Source organism: Micromonospora sp. NPDC023888, assembly GCF_040639415.1.
GTDB lineage: Bacteria > Actinomycetota > Actinomycetes > Mycobacteriales > Micromonosporaceae > Micromonospora.
On the sequence record NZ_JBEZZW010000011.1, the window covers coordinates 1 to 21,279 of the forward strand.

The 21,279-nt window shown below is 72.3% G+C and carries 19 protein-coding genes and 2 pseudogenes; 8 read left to right on the forward strand and 13 right to left on the reverse strand.

The genetic code is table 11. The features are described 5' to 3' along the window. Nucleotides 1–849 (forward strand): glutathione S-transferase C-terminal domain-containing protein (locus tag AB0F61_RS12265; RefSeq protein WP_357807641.1); only part of this gene is annotated, 849 nt, incomplete at its 5' end. Between the two features lie 26 nt (nucleotides 850–875). Here the strand turns inward: AB0F61_RS12265 and AB0F61_RS12270 are convergent. Continuing rightward, complete coding sequence (locus AB0F61_RS12270) at nucleotides 876–1,838, reverse strand: complex I subunit 1 family protein (protein ID WP_357807644.1); 963 nt, start codon at nucleotides 1,836–1,838, stop codon at nucleotides 876–878. Between the two features lie 356 nt (nucleotides 1,839–2,194). Further along, nucleotides 2,195–2,761 (reverse strand): annotated as a pseudogene (locus AB0F61_RS12275) (NADH-quinone oxidoreductase subunit C); the annotation flags it as partial. Between the two features lie 105 nt (nucleotides 2,762–2,866). On the opposite strand from AB0F61_RS12275, the gene AB0F61_RS12280 reads away from it, so the two are divergent. Then, a complete protein-coding gene (locus AB0F61_RS12280; RefSeq protein WP_357807647.1) occupies nucleotides 2,867–3,913 on the forward strand; it encodes a glucose 1-dehydrogenase in 1,047 nt (348 codons plus the stop codon). A gap of 16 nt (nucleotides 3,914–3,929) precedes the next feature. Here the strand turns inward: AB0F61_RS12280 and AB0F61_RS12285 are convergent, their stop codons facing one another. The 3 genes from AB0F61_RS12285 to AB0F61_RS12295 all read right to left on the reverse strand — a co-directional run bounded on the left by AB0F61_RS12285 (nucleotide 3,930) and on the right by AB0F61_RS12295 (nucleotide 6,496). Continuing rightward, a complete protein-coding gene (locus AB0F61_RS12285) occupies nucleotides 3,930–5,246 on the reverse strand; it encodes a DUF2252 domain-containing protein (RefSeq protein WP_357807649.1) in 1,317 nt (438 codons plus the stop codon). A 35-nt stretch (nucleotides 5,247–5,281) separates the two neighbouring features. Then, nucleotides 5,282–5,863, reverse strand: a complete 582-nt coding sequence (locus AB0F61_RS12290; protein WP_357807653.1) for an NADH-quinone oxidoreductase subunit B family protein — start codon at nucleotides 5,861–5,863, stop codon at nucleotides 5,282–5,284. 183 nt (nucleotides 5,864–6,046) lie between these two features. Next, on the reverse strand, nucleotides 6,047–6,496 hold the full coding sequence (locus tag AB0F61_RS12295; protein WP_357807656.1) for a hypothetical protein: 450 nt from the start codon (nucleotides 6,494–6,496) through the stop codon (nucleotides 6,047–6,049). Between the two features lie 272 nt (nucleotides 6,497–6,768). Between AB0F61_RS12295 and AB0F61_RS12300 the strand changes: the two genes are divergently transcribed. Further along, nucleotides 6,769–7,305, forward strand: coding sequence for a SigE family RNA polymerase sigma factor (locus tag AB0F61_RS12300; RefSeq protein ID WP_357807658.1), 537 nt, complete (start codon nucleotides 6,769–6,771; stop codon nucleotides 7,303–7,305). Beyond that, nucleotides 7,298–8,488 (forward strand): hypothetical protein, encoded by a 1,191-nt coding sequence (locus tag AB0F61_RS12305; protein WP_357807661.1) that lies wholly within the window; start codon nucleotides 7,298–7,300, stop codon nucleotides 8,486–8,488. The genes AB0F61_RS12300 and AB0F61_RS12305 overlap by 8 nt, the downstream gene beginning before the upstream one ends. A gap of 9 nt (nucleotides 8,489–8,497) precedes the next feature. Here AB0F61_RS12305 and AB0F61_RS12310 read toward each other — a convergent pair whose 3' ends face one another. Together AB0F61_RS12310 and AB0F61_RS12315 are read right to left on the reverse strand one after the other, a co-directional pair. After that, a complete protein-coding gene (locus AB0F61_RS12310) occupies nucleotides 8,498–9,991 on the reverse strand; it encodes an aminotransferase class V-fold PLP-dependent enzyme (RefSeq protein WP_357807663.1) in 1,494 nt (497 codons plus the stop codon). After that, entirely contained in the window at nucleotides 9,988–11,397 is a 1,410-nt protein-coding gene (locus AB0F61_RS12315; protein WP_357807666.1) for an MFS transporter, read from the reverse strand. The genes AB0F61_RS12310 and AB0F61_RS12315 overlap by 4 nt, the downstream gene beginning before the upstream one ends. 184 nt (nucleotides 11,398–11,581) lie before the next feature. On the opposite strand from AB0F61_RS12315, the gene AB0F61_RS12320 reads away from it, so the two are divergent. Further along, complete coding sequence (locus AB0F61_RS12320) at nucleotides 11,582–12,145, forward strand: SigE family RNA polymerase sigma factor (RefSeq protein WP_357807668.1); 564 nt, start codon at nucleotides 11,582–11,584, stop codon at nucleotides 12,143–12,145. After that, on the forward strand, nucleotides 12,138–13,352 hold the full coding sequence (locus AB0F61_RS12325) for a hypothetical protein (protein WP_357807671.1): 1,215 nt from the start codon (nucleotides 12,138–12,140) through the stop codon (nucleotides 13,350–13,352). The genes AB0F61_RS12320 and AB0F61_RS12325 overlap by 8 nt, the downstream gene beginning before the upstream one ends. An 83-nt stretch (nucleotides 13,353–13,435) precedes the next feature. On the opposite strand, the gene AB0F61_RS12330 is transcribed toward AB0F61_RS12325, so the two are convergent. Next, the gene (locus tag AB0F61_RS12330) at nucleotides 13,436–13,750 is read right to left on the reverse strand and encodes an MGMT family protein (protein ID WP_357807675.1); all 315 of its coding nucleotides are present in this window, start codon (nucleotides 13,748–13,750) and stop codon (nucleotides 13,436–13,438) included. Nucleotides 13,751–13,763: 13 nt separating this feature from the next. On the opposite strand from AB0F61_RS12330, the gene proB reads away from it, so the two are divergent. Next, a complete protein-coding gene (proB, locus tag AB0F61_RS12335; protein ID WP_357807678.1) occupies nucleotides 13,764–14,921 on the forward strand; it encodes a glutamate 5-kinase in 1,158 nt (385 codons plus the stop codon). Nucleotides 14,922–14,932: 11 nt separating this feature from the next. Continuing rightward, nucleotides 14,933–16,174 (forward strand): glutamate-5-semialdehyde dehydrogenase, encoded by a 1,242-nt coding sequence (locus AB0F61_RS12340; RefSeq protein ID WP_357807680.1) that lies wholly within the window; start codon nucleotides 14,933–14,935, stop codon nucleotides 16,172–16,174. Nucleotides 16,175–16,202: 28 nt separating this feature from the next. Here the strand turns inward: AB0F61_RS12340 and AB0F61_RS12345 are convergent, their stop codons facing one another. The 5 genes and pseudogenes from AB0F61_RS12345 to AB0F61_RS12365 form a co-directional block, all read right to left on the reverse strand. Then, nucleotides 16,203–17,039: a prenyltransferase/squalene oxidase repeat-containing protein gene (locus tag AB0F61_RS12345; RefSeq protein WP_357807683.1), complete on the reverse strand. Its 837-nt coding sequence runs from the start codon at nucleotides 17,037–17,039 to the stop codon at nucleotides 16,203–16,205. A gap of 166 nt (nucleotides 17,040–17,205) precedes the next feature. Then, nucleotides 17,206–18,454: pseudogene (moeZ, locus tag AB0F61_RS12350) on the reverse strand (adenylyltransferase/sulfurtransferase MoeZ). A gap of 55 nt (nucleotides 18,455–18,509) precedes the next feature. Continuing rightward, nucleotides 18,510–19,253: a DUF3152 domain-containing protein gene (locus AB0F61_RS12355; RefSeq protein WP_357807686.1), complete on the reverse strand. Its 744-nt coding sequence runs from the start codon at nucleotides 19,251–19,253 to the stop codon at nucleotides 18,510–18,512. 179 nt (nucleotides 19,254–19,432) lie between these two features. Continuing rightward, the gene (locus tag AB0F61_RS12360) at nucleotides 19,433–20,287 is read right to left on the reverse strand and encodes a DUF3152 domain-containing protein (protein ID WP_357807689.1); all 855 of its coding nucleotides are present in this window, start codon (nucleotides 20,285–20,287) and stop codon (nucleotides 19,433–19,435) included. 5 nt (nucleotides 20,288–20,292) lie between these two features. Then, nucleotides 20,293–21,267, reverse strand: coding sequence for an alpha/beta hydrolase (locus AB0F61_RS12365; protein WP_357807691.1), 975 nt, complete (start codon nucleotides 21,265–21,267; stop codon nucleotides 20,293–20,295). Nucleotides 21,268–21,279: the final 12 nt, after the last annotated feature.

A 21,279-nucleotide genomic window follows, 5' to 3' on the forward strand; every position in this document is an offset into this window, starting at 1 on the left:
ATCGTGCGACGGCTGCTCGGCCTGGAGGACGCCATCTCGATGGCGGTGGCCGGCCCGACCCACGACGCCCGGAGCTGGACCTTCGACCTCGACCCGGGCGGCCGGGACCCGGTGCTCGGCATCGAACGCATCCAGGAGGCCTACTTCAAGCGCTTCCCCGGCTACGAGCGCGGCATCACCGTCCCGGCGATCGTCGACGTACCGACCGGGCAGGTGGTGACCAACGACTACGCGCAGATGAGCCTCGACCTCTCCACCCAGTGGCGGGCGTACCACCGTCCGGGTGCCCCGCAGCTCTATCCCGAGCACCTGCGCGCGCAGATCGACGAGGTCAACGACGTGATCTTCCGGGACGTCAACAACGGCGTCTACCGGTGCGGCTTCGCCGGCAGCCAGGAAGCGTACGACAAGGCGTACCACCGGCTCTTCGACCGGCTGGACTGGCTCACCGAGCGGCTGACCGACCAGCGCTACCTGGTCGGCGACACCATCACCGAAGCCGACGTGCGACTGTTCACCACACTCGTCCGCTTCGACCCGGTCTACCACGGCCACTTCAAATGCAACAGGCAGAAACTCAGCGAGATGCCGGTGCTGTGGGCCTACGCCCGGGACCTGTTCCAGACCCCCGGCTTCGGCGACACCATCGACTTCGACCACATCAAGCGCCACTACTACGAGGTGCACCGCGACATCAACCCGACCGGGATCGTGCCGCTCGGCCCCGACCTGTCCAACTGGCTCACCCCGCACGGCCGGGAAACACTGGGCGGCCGCCCCTTCGGCGACGGCACCCCGCCTCCGCCGCCGGCTGAGCCCGTCGACCCGGCGCACACCCCACTGCGCTGAACTCGCGTGCCCCTCGCGGGGCGGGTTTACAGGGCGACGCGGACGGCTGCCGTGAGGACCAGTTGCGCGAGCGATGCCGGCACCAGCACCAGCCAGCAGAGGCGCTGGAGCTGGTCCTCACGTAGCCGGGGGTAGGACACCCGAAGCCAGATGATCACGAAGGACACGGCAAAGATCTTGAGCAGCGTCCAGAGCCAGCCGAGCTGATCGTCGGCGAACGGGCCCTGCCACCCGCCGAGGAACAGCACAGTGGTCAGCGCGGCGATCACCACGATGCCGACGTACTCGGCGAGTAGGAAGAACGCGAAGCGCAGACCCGTGTATTCGGTCATGTAGCCGAACACCAGCTCCGAATCCGCCACCGGCATGTCGAACGGTGGCCGGCGGATCTCGGCCAGCCCGGCGACGAAGAAAACGATCATCGCGGGTGCCTGCCAGAGCAGCCACCACGGCTGCCACGCCTCGACGATGCCGGAGAGGCTGAGCGTGCCCGCCGCCATCGCCACCGAGGCGGCGGCCAGCACCAGCGGCAGCTCGTAACCGAGCAACTGGGCGGCCCCCCGCAGCCCACCGAGCAGGCTGTACTTGTTGGCCGACGCCCAGGCCGACATGAGCACCGCCACGACGCCGACACCGACCACGGCCAACACGAAGAACAAGCCGATGTCCAACGGTTGCCCGACCAGGTCGTTCGGGCCGAGCGGGATGACCAGCAGCACCAGCAGGTAGGGCACCAGGGCCACCGCCGGGGCCAGCCGGAACACCGCCCGGTCGGCCTCACGCGGGGTCACGTCCTCCTTCTGCACGAACTTGACCCCGTCCGCGACCAACTGGGCCCAACCGTGGAAGCCGCCCGCGTACATCGGGCCGAGCCGGCCCTGCATGTGCGCCATCACCTTGTGCTCGGCCTGGCCGACCAGCAACGGCAGGGTGAGGAACGCGACGAGCACGCCACCCACCCGCAGCACCAGCTCCACCCAGAGCGGCATCAGGTCGTACCCCCGTCGTCGTCGGCGCGGCCGTCGCGGGCCGGCGGGTCCGCGACCGGACCCGACAGCGGCTTGTCGTCTGAGCCCGGCCCGCCAACGGACGCGGCCGGGCCATCAGCGGGCGGGTCGTCAGCGGGCGCGGCCGGGCCGCCAGCAGACGCGTCCCGCGCGGGCGCGGCCGCATCGGGCGCGGGCGCGGGCGCGGCCGAGCCGTCGTCACCCGCGGCGGACCGGGGAGTACGCGCCGGACGGGCCCCCGGCGCGGGCCGCGCCGGACGCTCACCGGCCGGGCGGGCCGGGGTGCCGCCGCGCGGGCCCTCCCCCACGCCACCGGCGCCGGCCGGGGTGGGCGTGGTCCCCCACTCGCCCGGAGCGGGCACGCCCGGCGGGCGGATCGGCCGGCGTCCACCACCGGCCTCGGACTCGCCCGGCTCCTTTGCGCCCGGCCAGGGCTTCGCCACCCGGGAGGCGAGCACGAACTCCTTGCGCAGTGGGTGACCCTCGAACTCCGGTGGCAGCAACAGCGGTAGCAGGTCCTTGTGGCCGGCGAAGTCGATGCCGAACATCTCGTGCGTCTCCCGCTCGTGCCAGGCGGCGCCCGGGTAGACGTCGACCACCGAGGCGACAGTGGGCGCGGCGCGCGGCAGCCGGGTACGCAGCAGCACACCGTGCCGCAGCCGCGTCGACCAGAGGTGCGCCACCACGTCGAAGCCGTCGGTCAACTCGTCGACGGCGGAGAGCCAGTCGAAGAAGTCGCAGGCCAACTCGTCGTCGTCGCGGGCGGCCCGAACGGCGGTGAGCCAGGTGTCCGGCGGGACGTCCACGGTGGCGCGGGCGAACCGTTGGCCGCCGGAGACCGACGGGGTCGCCGCAACCGGCGCGAGCAGCGCGACCAGCCGAGCGCCGAGGGCTTCGGGAGTCATGCCGCTGATCCTAGTGCCGGTCGGGTCCGCGCCTGGCCGCCGCCGAGGCCCGGTGATCTGCCGGCTTTGGGAGCGGCGCGGCCATCGGCAGGGAAGGATGAGGACGTGCGCGCTGTGACTGTGAAACCTGGAGTCGCCAACTCACTGAGCCTCGTCGAGGATCAGCCGGAGCCGGCTGCCGAGGAGGGCTCGATGCTCGTCGAGGCCCTGGCGGTCGGGATCTGCGGCACGGACCACGAGATCATCGCCGGGGAGTTCGGCGAGGCGCCGCCGGGTGCGGACCGCCTGGTCATCGGGCACGAGTCGCTGGGCCGGGTGATCGAGGACGCCAGCGGCACGCTGCAACCCGGTGACCTGGTGGCCGGGATCGTCCGGCATCCCGACCCCGTCCCCTGCCTCAACTGCGCGGTCGGCGAGTGGGACATGTGCCGCAACGGTCAGTACACCGAACACGGCATCAAGGCGCTGCCCGGGTTCGCCCGCGACCGCTGGCGGATCGAGCCCCGGTTCGCGGTCGGGCTCGACCCGGCACTGGCCCAGGTCGGCGTGCTGTTGGAACCGACGAGCGTGGTGGCGAAGGCCTGGGACCACATCGAGCGGATCGGGCACCGGGCCGAGTGGCAGCCGCAGACCGTCCTGGTCACCGGGGCCGGGCCGATCGGGCTGCTGGCCGCCCTGCTCGGCACCCAGCGTGGGCTCACCGTCCACGTGCTGGACCGGGCCACCGACGGGCCGAAGCCGGAACTGGTCGCCGGGCTCGGCGCCACCTACCACGCGGTGCCGGTCAACGACCTGCCCTTCGAACCGGACGTGGTGATCGAGTGCACCGGCGCGCCCACTGTGGTCCTCGACGTCATGTGCAAGGCGGGCCCGACCGGGATCGTCTGCCTGGCCGGGGTGTCCAGCGGCGGTCGGAGCATCGACTTCGACGCCGGTGCGCTCAACCGGGCGTTGGTGCTGGAGAACAACGTGGTGTTCGGCTCGGTGAACGCCAACCGGCGGCACTGGAACATGGCCGCGCAGGCGCTGGCCCGCGCCGACCAGATCTGGTTGGAGTCGCTGATCACCCGCCGGGTGCCGGTGAACAGGTACGCAGACGCGTACACCGCCGGGCCGGACGACATCAAGGTGGTGTTGGAGTTCGCCTCCTGAGCACCGCCCCGCCCGCTCAGATGCCCGGCAGCCGGCCGTTGCGGAACAGGTCGACGAAGAGCTGGTGGTCCTGCCGGGCGCGCACCCCGTACGCGTGCGCGAAATCCACCAGGTGGGTGACGAAGCCCGACTCGTCGGCGTCCACCGCGGCCACGATCGCCTCCTCGGTGGAGTAGTCCACCAGGTCGTGGCTGGACTCGTCGTCGGCGACCGAGTGCATCCGGGCCACCGCCCGGCCCAGGTCGACGAGCACCCCGGTCAACTCCTCCGGCTCGTTCACGTCCGACCAGTCCAGGTCCGCGGCGTACGGGGAGACCTCGGCGACGAGCTGGCCGGCCCCGTCCAGCTCGGTGAAGCCCAGCCACGGGTCGGCGTGTGCCTGCAACGCCCGCTGCGACTCGGCGGTCCGGTGCCCCTGGTGCTGGAAGTAGCCGCGGACCGACTCGTCGCTGACGTACCGCGCCACGGCCGGCACCTGCGCCTGCTTCATGTAGATGACGACGTCGTTCTCCAGGGCCTGGGTGTGCCCCTCCAGCAGCAGGTTGTACGACGGCAGCCCGGCGGACCCGATGCCGACGCCCTTGCGCAGCACGACGTCCTTGATCCGGGCGGCCACCGGCCGGAGCTGCGTCGAGGCGGTCGGCAGGGTGCCCAGGTAGTCCTCGAAGGCGGCGCGCACCCGGTCCCGGGTGGCGTCGTCGACCTCGAAGACCCCGTCACCGACGGAGAACCGCCGCTCGTAGTTGTCGATGGTGGTCTGCGTGGCGAGCAGGTCCACGCGGGTGTTGAGTCGGGCCTGCTGGAGCACCCGACGCAGCACCCCGTCGGCGTTCTCCAGGGTGATCGAGCCGATCGCGTCGTCACCGCCGGCGGCGATCGCCCGCAGCTCCGTCAGGTACGACCGGGCGAAGCCGGCGACCAGATCGCCGATCGCCGTGTCGGAGAGCGCCTTGCCGTAGCCGAGCAGCGCCACGCTTGCAGCGAGCCGGCGCAGGTCCCAGGTGAACGGCCCGACGTACGCCTCGTCGAAGTCGTTGACGTTGAACACGAGTTGCCCGGACGCGTTCATGTAGGTGCCGAAGTTCTCCGCGTGCAGGTCACCGTGGATCCACACCCGGCTGGTCCGCTCGTCGAGGAACCGGTCGTCGGCGAAGTCGCCGCGCTGGTCGGCGTAGAACAGGGCGGCGCTGCCCCGGTAGAAGGCGAACGGCGACGCGGCCATCTTCCGGAACTTGCGGCGGAAGGCGGCCGGGTCGATCGCCATCGACGCGCCGAACTCCTGGGTGAGCACGTCGACGATGTGGGCGGACCGTTGGTCTGTGGAGCTGGTCATGATGCGCAGGCTAGTCCGGCCCGGCCACCCGTACGTCAGTTCGTGGCGGGTGGGCGTACCGGCGCGGCGGTGAGCGAGTCGACCGAGCGCGGGGCGGCGGCTTCGCGGGGTGGCGCGTCAAGCGGGGAGGCAAGCACGTCGCGCTGCGGCACACCGCCGACGCCGGACTGCTCGGCGGCGATCTTCTCCTGTAGGCGCAGGATGCCGTGCAGCAGTGCCTCCGGCCGGGGCGGGCAGCCCGGCACGTAGACGTCGACCGGGATGAGCTGGTCGACGCCCTTGGTCACCGAGTACGAATCCCAGTAGGGGCCGCCGCAGTTGGAGCAGGCGCCGAACGAGATGACGTACTTCGGTTCGGGCATCTGGTCGTAGAGCCGCTTGATCGCCGGAGCCATCTTGTCGGTCACCGTGCCGGACACCACCATCAGGTCGGCCTGTCGGGGGCCGTGGGCGAACGGGATCACGCCGAGCCGGATGAAGTCGTGCCGACCCATGCTGGTGGCGATGAACTCGATCGCGCAGCAGGCCAGACCGAAGTTGAACACCCAGAGCGAGTAGCGGCGGCCCCAGTTCAGCACGAACCGGATCGGCTCACCCACCACTGCTGGTAGCTGCACGACCGCCCCCTTCCGTCCCCCACCGGATAGTCAACCACAGCAGCTCCGAGCCTCGTTCGTGGCTTCTCCGGGCTACGCACGTCACCCCGACGAACAGGGTCATCGTGAAGGCTCACGTCAGGCAGGGGTCGACCTGCCGGGCGGGCCCGGCCAGCAGCGCTGACCGGGCCTGTCACGCAGTGCTCAGGCTGACACCGTGGCGCCGGGCGCGGTCAACTCCGCGACGCCCGGACCGGGACCGATCTTCCCAGGCGCACCCGGGCCGGGACCGATGGCAAGGATCACGCCCGGACCAGGACCGATCTCACCCGGCGCACCCGGGCCCGGACCGATGGCAAGGATCACGCCCGGACCAGGACCGATCTCACCCGGCGCACCCGGGCCCGGACCGATGGCAAGGATCACGCCCGGACCGGGACCGATCTCACCGGGAGCACCCGGGCCGGGGCCGATCTCACCCGGCGCACCCGGACCGGGGCCGATGGCGAGGGACACGCCCGGGCCAGGACCGATCTCGCCCGGCGCACCCGGGCCGGGGCCGATCGCCGTGACGGCTGCCGCCGCGCCTCCCAGGCCGAAGGCGAGTCCGGCCACCGCCGTCACTCCGCTGATCAGGATCTGACGCATCGTCATTTTCTCTCCCCGTCTCGTTTGGTGCTTGATGACTTGACCGTACGGAACCGGCGAATGCTATGAAACCTACATATAGTTATACATATTAATATTGATGACTGATGTTCAATTGACCGATCTGTGCCTCGCGGCGCGCTGTCCCGGACATGACAGGAACCCCGAACGACTAACCCGCAACCTGCCGACGCGCCCAGGTGTGTGACCGGTGCTGGCGACCACGCCGCCCGCGGCCACCACGGGGAGGACGAGTGCTTGTGACAAGAGGAGTACGGGTGGGCGGACGTCCACCTGACCCGCCGGGCAAGTCCGCACCGGAGGCCGCCGAACTGGTCTTTGACGACTTCTACCACGCGCACTTCCGGGGGCTGGTGGTGCAGTTGACCGCGTACACGGGTGACCGCGGGCAGGCGCAGGACCTGGTCCAGGAGGCGTTCTGCCGGGCGTACGCGCGTTGGGACCGAATCGCCGGCTACGAGGACCCCGTGGCCTGGGTCCGCAAGGTCGCCTGGAACCTCGGCCACAACCGCTGGCGGCGGCTGCGGACCGCCCAGACGTGGCTGCTGCGGCAGCGGGAGACCCACGTCCCGGAGCCCAGCCCGGACCGGGTGGCCCTCACCGCCGCGTTGGCGACGTTGCCGCCGAAGCAGCGGCGGGCGGTCGTGCTGCACTACCTCGCCGACCTGACGGTCGCGGAGATCGCGGCGCAGGAGCAGGTCGCCGAGGGGACTGTCAAGTCCTGGCTGCACCGGGGCCGCGCCACACTCGCCGCCCAGCTACGCGACACGAACGAGGAGGTGCGGGATGTCTGAGGAGACCATCGGCCTCGCCGAAGAGTTCACCCGCTACCGCCGTACCCTGCTGGACGAGATCGAGGTGCCCGGGCCCGCAGCCGTTCGACGGACGGTGCGAGGCCGCGGCCGACGTCGGCTGGTGACCACCGCCACCGCGGTGCTCGCGCTGTTCGGCGGATCGGCCCTCGGCTACGCGACGATGGACGGGCCGGACCACCGGCCGGGTCCGGTCGAGCCGACGCCGAGCGTCTCGGTGTCGCCCACCCCGACGCCGACGCCCAGCCCTTCCGGGACCAGCGCCAGCCCGAACGCGTCCGCGCCGGGGGGCCGGATCAGCCGGGCCCAACTGCTCGCGGAGCCGGTGACCCTGCCGTCGTGGCAGGCCGGCGCGGACTGCCCGAAGTCGCCGAAGCCGCTCACCGCCACCGACTGGGAGGGCGAGAACTGGCTCCTGGCGCTCGACCACGGCGACGTCGACGGGGACGGCGCGGAGGAGACGGTGGCGCTGGTGCAGTGCGTACTCGGCAGTGGCGGGCCGCTTCAGGTGGTCGCCCTCCGCCGCGACCGGGACGGAAGGGTCATCGCGCTCGGCCGGGTGGTCGCCAGCGTCAGGGAGAGTCCGCAGTGGATGTTCGCGCTTGATGTGGTGGCTGACGGCACGGTCCGCGTGCAGGTAGGCGACATCGCCCCCGGCGGCGGCTTCCGCGCCGAGTGGACACAGCGGCAGTGGCGGGGCTACCGCTGGAAGGGCGGCGCTTTCGCCCAGGTCTCCGGGCCGACGACCTTCGCTCAGAACCCGCACTCGGCGGACGTCGCGGTCACCGCCACCGACCTGGTGCTGACCACGGCGGACGACGGCTCCCGAACGGGTACCACCACCGTGCGGGTACGCAACCGGGGCACCAGACCGGTCCACGGCGTGGAGTTGCGGCTGGGGGTGCCCGAACCGGTGCGCCCGGACGTCGACGGGTGGAGACCGTGTGCGGGCGAACCCCAGCACACCAGCGAGCCGGTGACCTGCAACCTTGGTGAGCTGGCGGCGGGGGCGGAGAAGCGGCTGGACCTCAGCTTCCGGGTCGCGAAGGGGGTCGCGCTGAGCCCCGGGGAGGCCGAGGTGCAGGTCCGGCCGAGGGACAGCGGAGCCGAGTTCATGGTGGAGATCAACGACGCCGACAACGTGGACTGGATGGCGTACCGCTGACCATCCGGGTCACCAGGTGGGACGTTGCAGCAGCCCGACGAACTCGACGAGCAACCGTTCCCGCAGCGCCGGCGGCGCGGCGTCGAGCAGTGTGTTCACCACCGCCATCCGCCCCGGCAGCGGGGCGCCATCCGGCTCGCCGCCCAGGCCCAGCCCGGCGGCCAGCCCCGCCACCAGCTCCGGGGTCAGCGCGTCCGGGGTGAGGGAACCGGCAAGCGCCGTCAACTCCGCGGGCAGGCGGACCGGACCGGCCGCCCGGGCGGCGCTCACCGCGTCGGCCAGGTCCGGGCCGAAGTCGCCGACCCGGGGCGCGACCGAGGCGGTCACCGTGAGGTGCACGCTCGCCGGCAGTCCGGCGTACGAAAGCTGGGGTTGGGTGTGCCAGCCGAGCGCGGTCAACTCGTCGACAAGCACGAACAGGTCGGGGCCACCCTCCGTGGCGGTGAAGCAGACCACTGTGGACTCGGGTTCGGCCAGCAGCCGCAGCCCGTCGACGGCGCGGACCGCGTCGGCCAGGCCGGCGACCGCGTCCCTGGTGACTTCCGCCAGCCGCAGGTAGCCGTCGTCGCCGAGGTGCCGCAGAGTCGCGTACGCGGCGGCGATCGGCCCGCCCGAACGGGTGGACGCGATCACCGGGTTGATCATCGTGTAGCCGGGCCAGTCCGCGTACGCGAAGTACTGCGGGGCACGCAGCCGGGCCGCACGGTGCAGCAGCACCGACACGCCCTTCGGCGCGTACGCGTACTTGTGCAGGTCCACCGAGATGGAGGTGACCCCGGGGACCGCGAAGTCGAACGCCGGCACCGGCTCGCCGAGGCGGCGCAGGTAGGGCAGGGTCCAGCCGCCGAAGCAGGCGTCCACGTGGCAGCGCACCCCGGCGTCGGCGGCCGCGGCGGCGATCTCGGCGACCGGGTCCACCACACCGTGCGCGTACGACGGCGCGGAGCAGGCGACAAGCACCGTCTCCGGGCGGATCGCGGTGGCCACCGCGGCCGGATCGGGGCGCAGCGTGTCCGGGGACACCGGCACCACGTCAAGCGCCACCCGCAGGTAGTGCGCCGCCTTGGCGAACGCGGCGTGCGCGGTGGACGGCACCACGATCCGGGGCTCGGCGATCTCCGGGTGCGCGTCCCGGGCCGTCTTGACGGCGAGGATCAGCGACTCGGTGCCTCCGCTGGTGACGCTGCCGACGACGTCCGGGGCGGTGGTGCCGGGACCGGCGCCGAGCACGCGGCCGGCGGCACCGACAAGTGCGTTCTCCATGGCCAGCAGCGAGGGGAAGGCGGTCGGGTCCAGCCCGTTGACGTGCGCGCTCTCCCGGTGCGCGGCGGCAGCCAGTTCGTCCAGCCCCGGCACCGCCGGGTCGTAGACGTAGGCGAACAGTTGCCCCCCGTGCGTCGGTCGATCGGCGGCGCGCAGTTGACGGATCTCCGCCAACACCCGTTCCGCGGGAACCCCGGCGGTCTGGAGTGCCCCAGCCCCCACCCTGCTCTCGTCGATCATGAGGTAATGGTGCCCTTCTCGTGGCGGTCCCCCACCGCGACCTCCTGGTCGACACGCCGATCACGGGTGGCGGCGGCCAGGACGGCGGGGGTCACTGTGTAGCGGCGTAGGAGGAGGACGGGCGGGGCCACCAGCAGGGCCGGGATGATCGTGAAGCCGAGCAGCACGCCCAGCCGGGCCGTGTCGGACTGGTCAGCCGCCGAGCCGGTGTCGGAGGACACGTAGCCGGCGAGTTGGAGCACCAGTCCGTAGATGCCCGGGCCGAGCGCCAGGCCGAAGGTCTCCCCGGCGGTCCACAGGCCGGTGAAGACACCCGCCTGCCGTCGACCGGTGCGCGCCGTGTCGTACGCGATGCAGTCCGGCAGCATCGCCAGCGCGAAGACCTGCTGTCCGGCGTACCCCACGCCGATGACCGCTACCACCAGGTAGACCGCGACCGGCGGCAGCACCGGCGCGGCGACCAGGATGAGCGCCCCGGCGGCGAGGATCAGTGAGCCGACGACAAGCGCGGTCCGCTTGCCGAGCCGGGCACCGACCCGGGTCCAGAGGGGCATCACCAGCAGCGCCGGCCCGACGAAGCAGACGAAGAGCAGGGTCGGCCCGCTCTGCTCGTCGCGCAGGATCTGGGCCGCGAAGTAGTTGACGCCGGCCAGGATCGTCGCCACCCCGGCGGACTGCACCACGAAGCAGATCAGCAGCGCCCGGAAGGGGCGGTTGGCGCCGGCCACGGCGAGCTGGGCGCGCAGCGTGGGCTCGCTGCCGCCCACCGTGCCGGTGGGCGCGGAGCGGGTGCCGAGGAACGCGCCGAGGGCACCGAGGGCGATCAGCACCGCCACGAACAGGCCCATCCACCGGTGCCCGGCCACGCCGTCCCCGCCGGCGGTCACCACGAGCGGGGCGATCGCGCCGGAGACCAGGATGGCAAGCGCCAGCACCGCGATCCGCCAGGTCATCAACCGGGTGCGCTCGGCATAGTCGTCGGTCAGCTCCGCCGGCATCGCCACGTACGGCACCTGGAAGAAGGCGAACGCGGTGGCGGTGGCGAGGAAGGCGAACGCCACGTACCCGGCGGCGGCCGGGCCGTTGCCGAACGGCGCCGCGAAGATCGACGCGAACAGGACGGCGAGCGCGAGGCCGCCGACGAGCAGGTAGGGCCGGCGAGCGCCCCACTGCGACCGGGTGCGGTCGGAGATCCGGCCGGCGACCGGGTTGACGAGCACGTCCCATGCCTTCGGCAGCAGCACCAGCAGGGCGGCCAGGCCGGCGGCCACACCCAGCGTGTCGGTCAGGTACGGCAGCAGCAGCAGACCGGGCACGGTGCCGAACGCACCGGTCGCCAGGGAGCCGAGCGCGTAGCCGGCGTGTACCCGTCGAGGCAGCGAGCCGGCGCCCGGCGGCGTTTTCATGGGGCCGAATATTACTCACGTTGCGTCGTGGGTCACATCCCCTCCTGCGGTCATGAACCTGCCGGCTCGTGGCGGACATCTAACTAGTCAGGTTGCCGGCAGTGAAGCCCGCAACCACGTCCGCAGTCTTGGAGTGTTACCACCGCCGAGGGCAGATCAGCCTGGCGGTCACGGGGGAGGGACAGTGACGTCAACGATGGGAGCCCGCGCCAACGAGCCACCGGCGGCACGGACGGCCGGTGCGGTGGTCGAGGAGACGATCACCTTCGACGACTTCTACCACGCGCACTTCGGCAGCGTGACCGCCCAACTGTGCGCGTACACCGGAGATCTGGGCCATGCCCAGGACCTGGCCCAGGAGGCGTTCTACCGGGCGCTGGCCCGCTGGGACCGCCTGGTCCGCTACGACGACCCGGTGGCCTGGGTCCGCCGGGTCGCCTGGAACCTGGCCCGAAGCCGCTGGCGACGCCTGCGTACCGCCCGCAACCACCTGCTGCGGCAACGGCGCAGCGAGGCCGAGGTGGCCGGCCCGACACCCGACCGGGTCGCCATCGACGCGGCGCTTGCCCAACTGCCCCCCAACCACCGGCGCGCGGTGATCCTGCACTACCTGGCCGACCTGTCGGTCAGCCAGATCGCCGCCCAGGAAGGGGTGGCCGAGGGCACCGTGAAGTCCTGGTTGCACCGCGGCCGGACAGCCCTGGCCGGGCTGCTCGACGAGAACACCGAGGGGGTGTGCGATGTCTGACCTCGACCCGCGACTGCGCCAGCGGCTCGGCGCGTACCGCAACGACGTCATCAGCCGCGTCGCCGGTCCCGGTCCCGACCAGGCCCGGCGGCTGCTGCGCCGGCGACGGCGGATGGCGGCGGCGGCCGTGGCCGCGGCGGCCGTCGTGCTGGTGGTGGCCCCCGTCGTCGCCAACGCCGCGCTGAACGACGACGACCAGACTCCGCCGGTGCCGGCGGAGTCCGTCACACCGACGCCCTCGCCCCCGTGGGCACCACCGACGCCGTCGCCGTCGACCGGGTCACCGTCGCCGAGCGTCACCTCCACCGCCCCGGACGGGCGGATCAGTAGGGCGCAACTGCTCGCCGCACGGGTCGACCTGCCGAACTGGCAGCCGGGCGAGATGGAGGGTGGCTGCGCCACCGCCGAGGTTCGGCTCCGGGTCGACACGGACGACACCTACGTGGCGGAGCTGGCGGAGGCTCCGTTCGGGTACGGCGACCTCGACGGCGACGGCGCGGTCGAGACCGTCGCCGTCGTCTCCTGCCGGTACGGCGAGGCGTCGGCGAAGCAGGTGGTGGCCTTCGACCGGGACCGGGACGGCCGGATCGTGACGCTTGGCAGAGTGGTCCGGACCGGTGACGGTTTCGACGACATCCGCGCGACGGAGGTCAACCGGAACGGGTCGGTCGAGGTGCGGGTGGCCGACATCCAGCCCTGCTGCGGCACACCGGGCTACCTGCGCCGGGAGCAGGTGCGGACGTACCGGTGGAACGGCGAGCGGTTCGGCCAGACCGACGGTCCCACGGCGTTCGGCAAGGATCCCCGGCTCACCGACCTGCGGATGAGCATGACCCACGAGCTGGTCGACGTCCCCGGTGCGGACACCCGACGCAAACTCACCACCGTCTTCACGGTCACCAACGCCGGGCCGGTCGACGCGCCCCAGGTCGCGTTCCACGGCATCGAGGTTGGCGAGCGGGCGGGCGGAGACTGGTCCCGGTGCGATCCGGACCCCTCGCTCCAGGCGGACAACCCGACATGCCTGTTGCCCGGGGTGCCGGTCGGCGAGTCACGCCGTTACACGTTCGTCCATCTGGTGCCGGACAAGCCCAAACCCAACGCGCAGACCCAGCGGTTCTCCGTCTTCCACTGCGACGCCCAGGACCGCTGGTGGCCCGACCTGAAGAAGGACGACAACCAGGTGACCTCCCCGATCCGCTTCTGAACGACCTCGCGGTGCCCCCTCCCCGGCCGGGACGGGGCACCGCCCTGCCGGGGCGTCGGCGGCCACCGAGCGTGCCGAGCCGGTCAGCCCTCCCCGTCCGGAGACCACCCGGCCGCCGCCATGTCCACGCCCTCGCCACGCAGCGGCACACCCTCGGCGCGCAGCCGGGACCGCGCCTCCCGCTCGTGCCCCGGCGGCAACCGGCCGGCGGAGGTCACCACCCGGTGCCAGGGCACCGAACCGCCGTGGCGGGCCATGATGTTGCCCACCAGCCGCGCCGAGGCACGGCCCGAGCGCTCGGCCAGGGCGTCGGCGACCCCGCCGTACGACATCACCCGGCCCTCCGGGATCCGCTCGACCAGGTCGAGCACCGCCTCGACGTATTCGTCAGGAGTCACAATCCGCCACCATATGGGAACGCCGCCGGGCGGTGCGGCCGTGACCACGCAGAATGGTCGGGTGCGCGACGCAGTCACGGCGGCCCGGCGGGTCGTCGTCAAGATCGGATCATCCTCGTTGACCACCGCGACCGGCGGGCTGGCCGACGAGCGCGTCGACACGCTCGTCGACACCCTCGGCCGGCTGACGAGCGAGGGCCGCGAGGTGGTGCTGGTCTCCTCCGGCGCGATCGCCGCCGGCCTCGCCCCGCTCGGGCTGCCCCGACGCCCGCGCGACCTGGCCACCCAGCAGGCCGCCGCCAGCGTCGGGCAGGGCCTCCTGATCGGCAGGTACGCGGCCAGCTTCGCCCGGCACGGCCGCACCGTCGGGCAGGTGCTGCTCACCGTCGACGACGTGACCCGACGGGCGCACTACCGCAACGCGTACCGGACGCTGCGCAAACTGCTCGACCTGGGGGCGGTGCCGATCGTCAACGAGAACGACACGGTCGCCACCCAGGAGATCCGGTTCGGCGACAACGACCGGCTCGCCGCCCTGGTCGCCGCGCTGGTGCACGCCGACCTGCTGGTGCTCCTCTCCGACGTGGACGCGCTCTGGACCGGCGACCCCACCAATCCGCACTCGACCCGGATCGCCGAGGTCCGTGACGACGCGGACCTCGCCGGGATCACCATCGGCGGGGCCGGCCGCTCCGGCGTCGGCACCGGCGGCATGGTGACAAAGGTCGAGGCCGCCCGGATCGCCACCGGCTTCGGCATCCCGGTGGTGCTCACCGCCGCCGGCCTGGCCGCGCCGGCCCTGGCCGGCGAACCGGTCGGCACCCTGTTCCATCCGCAACGGCAACGCCCGACGGCCCGGCTGTTCTGGCTGGCCCACGCCACGTCGCCCCGGGGGCGGCTGCACCTCGACCCGGGCGCGGTGGCGGCCGTCGTCGGGCGGCGCAAGTCGCTGCTACCCGCCGGCATCACGGCTGTGGACGGCACCTTCACGGCTGGCGACCCGGTGGACCTGGTGGACACCGCAGGCGCGTCGGTCGCCCGTGGGTTGGTCAACTACGACGCGGTGGAGCTGCCGGGGCTGCTCGGCCGTTCCACGTCCGAACTCGCCGCGGCGCTGGGCCCGGCGTACGAACGGGAGGTCGTCCACCGCGACGATCTCGTCCTGCTGTGAGGAGTGCTGGCATGAGTGTCGTCGAGCAGGCCCGTCGGGCGCGGGACGCCGCCGCGGAGTTGGCCGTGACCACGCGTCTGGTCAAGGACGCCGCGCTGGCGGCGATGGCCGACGCGCTGGTGGCGCGTACCCCGGAGATCCTGGCCGCGAACGAGACGGACCTGGCGGCCGGCCGGGAGGCTGGGCTGAGCGCGGCCGTGCTGGACCGGCTGGCCCTCGACGCGGGCCGGGTGGCCGGCATCGCCGACGCGCTGCGCGAGCTGGCCGCGCTGCCCGACCCGGTCGGCGAGGTGGTGCGCGGTTCCACCCTGCCCAACGGGCTGGAGCTGCGCCAGATCCGGGTGCCGTTCGGGGTGGTCGGCATCATCTACGAGGCGCGCCCGAACGTGACAGTGGACGCCGCCGGGATCTGCCTGAAGTCCGGCAACGCGGCCCTGCTGCGCGGGTCGTCCTCGGCCGCGCACTCCAACGCGGCGCTGGTCGCGGTGCTGCGCGACGCGGTCGCCGGCGCCGGGCTGCCCGCCGACGCGGTGCAGTTGCTCGACGCCAGCTCCCGCGACTCGGTCAAGGAGCTGATGCGGGCCCGAGGGCTTGTCGACGTGCTCATCCCCCGTGGTGGCGCTTCCCTGATCCGCGCCGTGGTCGAGGAGTCGACGGTGCCGGTGATCGAGACCGGGGTGGGTAACTGCCACGTCTACGTGGACGCCGCCGCCGACGTGTCGCGGGCCGTCGCGGTGACGTTGAACGCCAAGACGCAGCGCCTGTCCACCTGCAACACCGCCGAGTCGCTGCTGGTGCACGCAGGCGTCGCCGACGCGTTCCTGCCGCCGATGCTTGCCGCTTTCGCCGAAGCCGGGGTGACAGTGCACGGCTCCCCCGAGGTGGCCGCGTACTCCGCCGCCGTGGTCCCGGCCACCGAGGAGGACTTCGCCACCGAATACCTGTCCGCCGACATCTCGGTCGCGGTGGTCGACTCGCTGGACGCGGCCGTCGGGCACATCCGGCGCTACGGCACCGGGCACACCGAGGCGATCCTCACCGACTCGGCGAGCGCGGCCCGGGAGTTCGTCGCGCGGGTGGACTCGGCCGCGGTGATGGTGAACGCGTCGACCCGTTTCACCGACGGTGGCGAGTTCGGGTTCGGCGCGGAGATCGGCATCTCCACGCAGAAGCTGCACGCGCGTGGTCCGATGGGCCTGCCCGAGCTGACCAGCACCAAGTACGTCGTCACCGGGGACGGGCACCTGCGCTAGGTCGGCGTGGCCGCGCCGGCTGGCCCGCTCAGCCGGGCGGCGCGGGTCGGGCGGCGCGGATCGCGGACAGCGTGGTGTGCACGTCGAACTGGTGGCCGTCGTCGCTTTCCCAACCGCCGTCGCTGCGCTGGGTCTCGGTCAGCCGGCGCAACGCCCGCACCATGATCCAGTCTTGTGGGTCGATGCCGGCACGGCGCAGCGTGGCCGCCAGCCAGGCCACGTCACCCGGGGACATCTTCGGCATCCGTTCGGCGAGCACGACCTGGATCCGCGCGGACTCCTGGAACATCTCCTGCCGGTGCAGCACCGCCGCGCTCAACCACCCGGCGGCGAGGAACGACGGCCAGGTGCCGTCCGGCCGCAGCCGCGTGACGAGCGAGTGGGCCGCCGCCTGCACCACCCCGGCGTACGCCCCACCGACCCGATGGTCGAGCGGGCCCGAGGCGCGGGCGTCCCGACCGGCGACGGTGAGCCAGAAACCGGCGTTTGCCGACAGCAGGAACTGAGCCTCCGGATCGCCGGGCCGGGCCCACTCCGGAGCTGAGTCGGCCAACGAGGCGTCCTCGTCCCAACCGCCGTCGGCCTGTTGCCGGGACGCCAACCAGTCAAGTGCGCGGCGGGCGGCCGGACGGCTGAGCGCGCCCAGGTCGTCCAGCTCGGCGAGCCGGAAGCAGGTGGCGTCGATCGAGGCGGTCCCGCCGCCCCAGGTGGCCGGCCAACCACCGTCGGGCGACTGGCCGACCTCGGCGATCTCCAGCAGCCCGACGGGAACCGCTGTGCCGTTGCGGAGCCAGGAGAGACGGGCGCGCTCCACCGCATCCCCATGCGCCACGACGAACCCGATCGCGGCTTCCAAGTCGACCACGACGGAGACGCTACCTGCGCAGACGCCATGCCGCCTCGGAGAATCGGCCAGCCCGCGGTGGCTGCCTCGCTCCGGCCGGCGGGCTGCTCGGCGTCACCTGCGTCGATTGCCGGCGGGCCGGGTCACCCCCGGGGCGGCGGCTGGGCGTCACCCCGGGGACGGTCGGTCAGTACGCGGGCAGCGACGGGTCGATCTGCTTGATCCAGGAGAGCACGCCGCCCTGCACGTGCACGGCGTCGCGGAAACCGGCCGCCTTGAGCGCGGCGAGCGCCTCCGCCGAGCGGACGCCGGACTTGCAGTGCAGCACGATCTGCCTGTCCTGCGGGAGCTTCGCCAGCGCCTCGCCGGAGATGATGTCGCCCTTGGGGATCAGGGTGGCGCCCGGGATGCGGACGATCTCGTACTCGGCGGGCTCCCGGACGTCGACCAGGAAGATGTCCTTGCCGGCGTCCTGCCACTCCTTGAGCTCCAGGGCGGTGATTGTCGAGTCGACAGTCGCCTCCTGGGCCTCCTCGGAGACCGCGCCGCAGAAGTCCTCGTAGTCTTCGAGCAGGTCGGTGACCGTCGGGTTGTCGCCGCAGAGCGCGCAGTTCGGGTCCTTCCGGACCTTGATCTTGCGGTATTCCATTTCCAGGGCGTCGTAGACCATCAGGCGGCCGACAAGCGGCTCACCGATGCCGGTCAGCAGCTTGATCGCCTCGTTCACCTGGATGGACCCGATCGACGCGCAGAGCACACCGAGCACGCCGCCCTCGGCGCAGGAGGGGACCATGCCGGGCGGCGGCGGCTCCGGGTAGAGGCAGCGGTAGCAGGGGCCGTGCTCGGCCCAGAACACCGAGGCCTGGCCGTCGAAGCGGTAGATCGAGCCCCAGACGTACGGCTTGCCGAGCAGCACCGCCGCGTCGTTGACCATGTAGCGGGTGGCGAAGTTGTCGGTGCCGTCGACGATCAGGTCGTACTGGGCGAAGATCTCCCGGACGTTCTCGCGGTCCAGCGCGGTGTTGTGGATCTCCACCTGGACCAGGGGGTTGATCTCGCGGATCGACGCGGCGGCGGACTCGGCCTTGGACCGGCCGATGTCGGAGACGCCGTGGATGATCTGGCGCTGGAGGTTGGACTCGTCGACGGTGTCGAAGTCGATGATGCCGAGCGTGCCGACCCCGGCCGCGGCAAGGTACATGAGGGCGGGCGACCCGAGGCCACCAGCGCCAACACAGAGCACCCGGGCGTTCTTCAGCCGCTTCTGCCCGGTCACTCCGACATCCGGGATGATCAGATGGCGTGAGTAGCGGCGGATCTCGTCAACTGTCAGCTCGGCGGCGGGCTCGACGAGCGGGGGCAACGACACGGTGGACTCCCCGGGATCGGCGGTGTGAACCGCGCCATTGTCGCTCGCGGGAGCCCCGCTCGGCCATGAGGGACGACACTGGTCCGCGATGCGGGAGCGGGAATAACCGACGACACGGCCGATCAGGGAACGATGTCCCCGGCGTAGCGACGGCCGTCGAGGTAGGGCCAGGCGTTCGCGACGCAGCCCTGCAGGCCGTACGTCTGCTGCTGCATCACCGGGGCGGGCTCCCCCGGGCCGGGGCACGCCTCGTGCTCCTCGCCGAACTCGTGGCCCACCTCGTGGTTGATCACGTAGGTGCGGTAGGTGTCCAGCGGGGCACCGTAGTCGGGCACCGCCTCCATCCAGCGCGCCAGGTTGATGACGACCTGGCCGGGCATGCGGCAGGAGGTGTAGCGCTCGGTGGTCAATCCACCCTCGGCGCACATCCGCTCGGACGTGACAGGGGTCGCCAGGTAGATGGTGAAGTCCGCCGCTCCGGCGTCGGCCACCCGTTGCACCCGCAACTCGTCGGAGGCGATCCAACTGCGCTCGTCGGTCAGCACCTCGTCCACCTTGGCGGCGAACGCGGCGGCGTCCTGGCCGGTGCCGCGTTCGACCACTACCCGGTAACGGCGCAGCGGCCCGTCCGTGCCGTGCACGGGCGTCTCGCCGTCGGCCGCCGTGAAGCGTCCGGCTCCGACCGAGGGGTAGCTGGTGGGTACCGGGTGCGCGGGTGCCCCACCTCCGTGGCCCATCTCGCCCTGGGTGGGGGCGGGAGCGCCGACTGGCGGCTCGCCGCCCCGGTTGAGCGTCACGCCGATGCCGGCGGCGAGCACGAGCACGAGCGCGCCGAGCAGCAGGGTACGGCGACGTCGCCGGTGCATCCGGGCGAGCATGGGACGCGCGCCTTCGTACGCCGGCCGGCCGAACCGGTCGGGCGGCGAGGGCGGGCCGTAAGGGGACGACGGCGTCATGACGTCGAGCCTGCCAGATTATTCGGGCATTTCTCCGTTTTTGCCGCTATTGAGGTATGACGCCTGATGGTGGGCGGGGCGTCTGCCGCTCAGAGGGCCGGGCCGGCGTAGCGGCGCCCCTCCAGGTACGGCCACGGGTTGACCCGGCACCCGTTGAGGAAGAGCGTCTGCTGCATCATCACCGGCGCTGGTCGGCCCGCACCCGGGCAGCGCTCGTGCCGGTGCCCGAGCTGGTGACCCACCTCGTGGTTGACCACGTACGTCCGGTAGACGTCAAGCGGCACGCGAGCCGAGACGAAGTGCGGCACGGACAGCCGCCACCGGTCCAGATTGATGATCACCTTGCCGGGCGAGCGGCAGGAGGTGTACGGCCGACCCCCGATCCGGATGTCCACCCCACCGTCGGCACACATCCGACCCGCCGTACGGGCGGTAGCCAGGTAGACGGTGAAATCGCGAGGAGCGTCCCCCGGCACCTGCCGCAGCCGTAGCCTGCCGCTGTCGACCCAGCTACCCGGCCCGGCAAGCGCCACCTCGACCGCCTGCGCGAAGTCCGCGGCGGCCTCGTTGCTACCCGACTCCACCGCGACCCGGTACCGCCGCAACTCACCAGCACGACCCAGCACCGGGCCGGAACGGGCGTCGTAGCCGAACCGCCCGGTGCCGGCGCTCGGAACCGCGCCGGGCGCCCGCAGCACCGGGGACGGGCTGGACGCGACAGCGGCGGAGGGCGACGGGTCGACAGACGGCGGCAGCGGCGCGGCCACCAGCGGCGGCACCGTGACGACCTCGTCGGCGGCCAACCGCTCGGCGCCGGGATGCCCACCCGGCCCTTCGGCGATCACGGTCACCGCCGCGCCGACCGCCAACACCACCGCCACCAGTTGGGCGAACAGCGCCAGGCGTCGCCGACGGCGACCAGGGAGGTGGGCTGAGCTGGGCATCCAGGTCAGCCTGCCAGATCAGACCGCCGTGCGGGCTCCTCCGTTTCGGCGAGCAAGCCGACCACCGCCCGGGCAACCAGGCGGGGCACCTCCAACTGCGCCACATGACCGACGCCGTCGAGCATCATCAATCGGCTGTCCCGGATCGCCCGGGCGGTCTGCGGAGCGACCCGCACGTCGACCAGGCGATCCTGACGGCCACCCACCACCAGCGTCGGTGCGCGTACCGCCCCGGCGAGCCGCCACAGCGAACCCGACCCCGGCAGGTACGCCCGCAGGAAGCTGGAGACCAGCCCACGGAACGTCCGGACGTACGCGGCGGCGTAGTGCTCCGCCTCGTACCGCACCCGGATCTCCTCGAGCGCCTCGGCCCGACGCTGGTCGCAGATCCGGCTCAGGTCGGCGACGCACGCCTCCAGCACCTGCTGGGCCATCACCTCGGGAGCGAGCTGGGTGAGGTGCCGGGCGACCAGCCGCTCACCGCGCGGGATGGCGAGCACCGGCAGCATCCGCCCCTGCAACGAGCGGCGGAAGTCGAGAAACGGCAGGGCCGGGGAGATCAGGGTGAGGGTACGGACCAGGTCCGGTCGGAGCCCGGCGACCTGCACCGCGACCGCGCCGCCCAGCGAGTTGCCGAACAGGTGCACCGGACCCCGACCGGAGTGCTCGATCCAGCGGACGACCAGCTCCGCGAAGGCCGGGATGGTGTAGCGGGGACCCGGCTCACTGCGACCGAAGCCCGGCAGGTCGATGGCCTGACCGTCCAGCCGGTCGGCGAGCAGCCCGGCCAGGTCGGTCCAGTTCTGTGACGACCCGCCCAACCCGTGCACGTACAGCGCCGGTTCCGCACCGGCGGCGGTGGCCGGGGTGTCCCGCACGTACGTGACCCGGCCGTCGAGGCGGACCTCCCGGCCCGGCCAGGGCGGCGGAACCCGGTGATCGGGGAGCAGGTGGTCGGGCCAGAGAGTGGCGCGCTTCATTGTTCCAGTCTG

Excerpts from the sequence above, each read along its gene's own strand:
- AB0F61_RS12270 (WP_357807644.1), bottom strand. The coding sequence starts at position 1,838 with ATGCCGCTCTGGGTGGAGCTGGTGCTGCGGGTGGGTGGCGTGCTCGTC.
- AB0F61_RS12285 (WP_357807649.1), bottom strand. The coding sequence starts at position 5,246 with ATGACCAGCTCCACAGACCAACGGTCCGCCCACATCGTCGACGTGCTC.
- AB0F61_RS12295 (WP_357807656.1), bottom strand. The coding sequence starts at position 6,496 with ATGACGATGCGTCAGATCCTGATCAGCGGAGTGACGGCGGTGGCCGGA.
- AB0F61_RS12305 (WP_357807661.1), top strand. The coding sequence starts at position 7,298 with ATGTCTGAGGAGACCATCGGCCTCGCCGAAGAGTTCACCCGCTACCGC.
- AB0F61_RS12310 (WP_357807663.1), bottom strand. The coding sequence starts at position 9,991 with ATGATCGACGAGAGCAGGGTGGGGGCTGGGGCACTCCAGACCGCCGGG.
- AB0F61_RS12315 (WP_357807666.1), bottom strand. The coding sequence starts at position 11,397 with ATGAAAACGCCGCCGGGCGCCGGCTCGCTGCCTCGACGGGTACACGCC.
- AB0F61_RS12325 (WP_357807671.1), top strand. The coding sequence starts at position 12,138 with ATGTCTGACCTCGACCCGCGACTGCGCCAGCGGCTCGGCGCGTACCGC.
- proB (WP_357807678.1), top strand. The coding sequence starts at position 13,764 with ATGGGAACGCCGCCGGGCGGTGCGGCCGTGACCACGCAGAATGGTCGG.
- AB0F61_RS12340 (WP_357807680.1), top strand. The coding sequence starts at position 14,933 with ATGAGTGTCGTCGAGCAGGCCCGTCGGGCGCGGGACGCCGCCGCGGAG.
- AB0F61_RS12355 (WP_357807686.1), bottom strand. The coding sequence starts at position 19,253 with ATGCACCGGCGACGTCGCCGTACCCTGCTGCTCGGCGCGCTCGTGCTC.
- AB0F61_RS12360 (WP_357807689.1), bottom strand. The coding sequence starts at position 20,287 with ATGCCCAGCTCAGCCCACCTCCCTGGTCGCCGTCGGCGACGCCTGGCG.
- AB0F61_RS12365 (WP_357807691.1), bottom strand. The coding sequence starts at position 21,267 with ATGAAGCGCGCCACTCTCTGGCCCGACCACCTGCTCCCCGATCACCGG.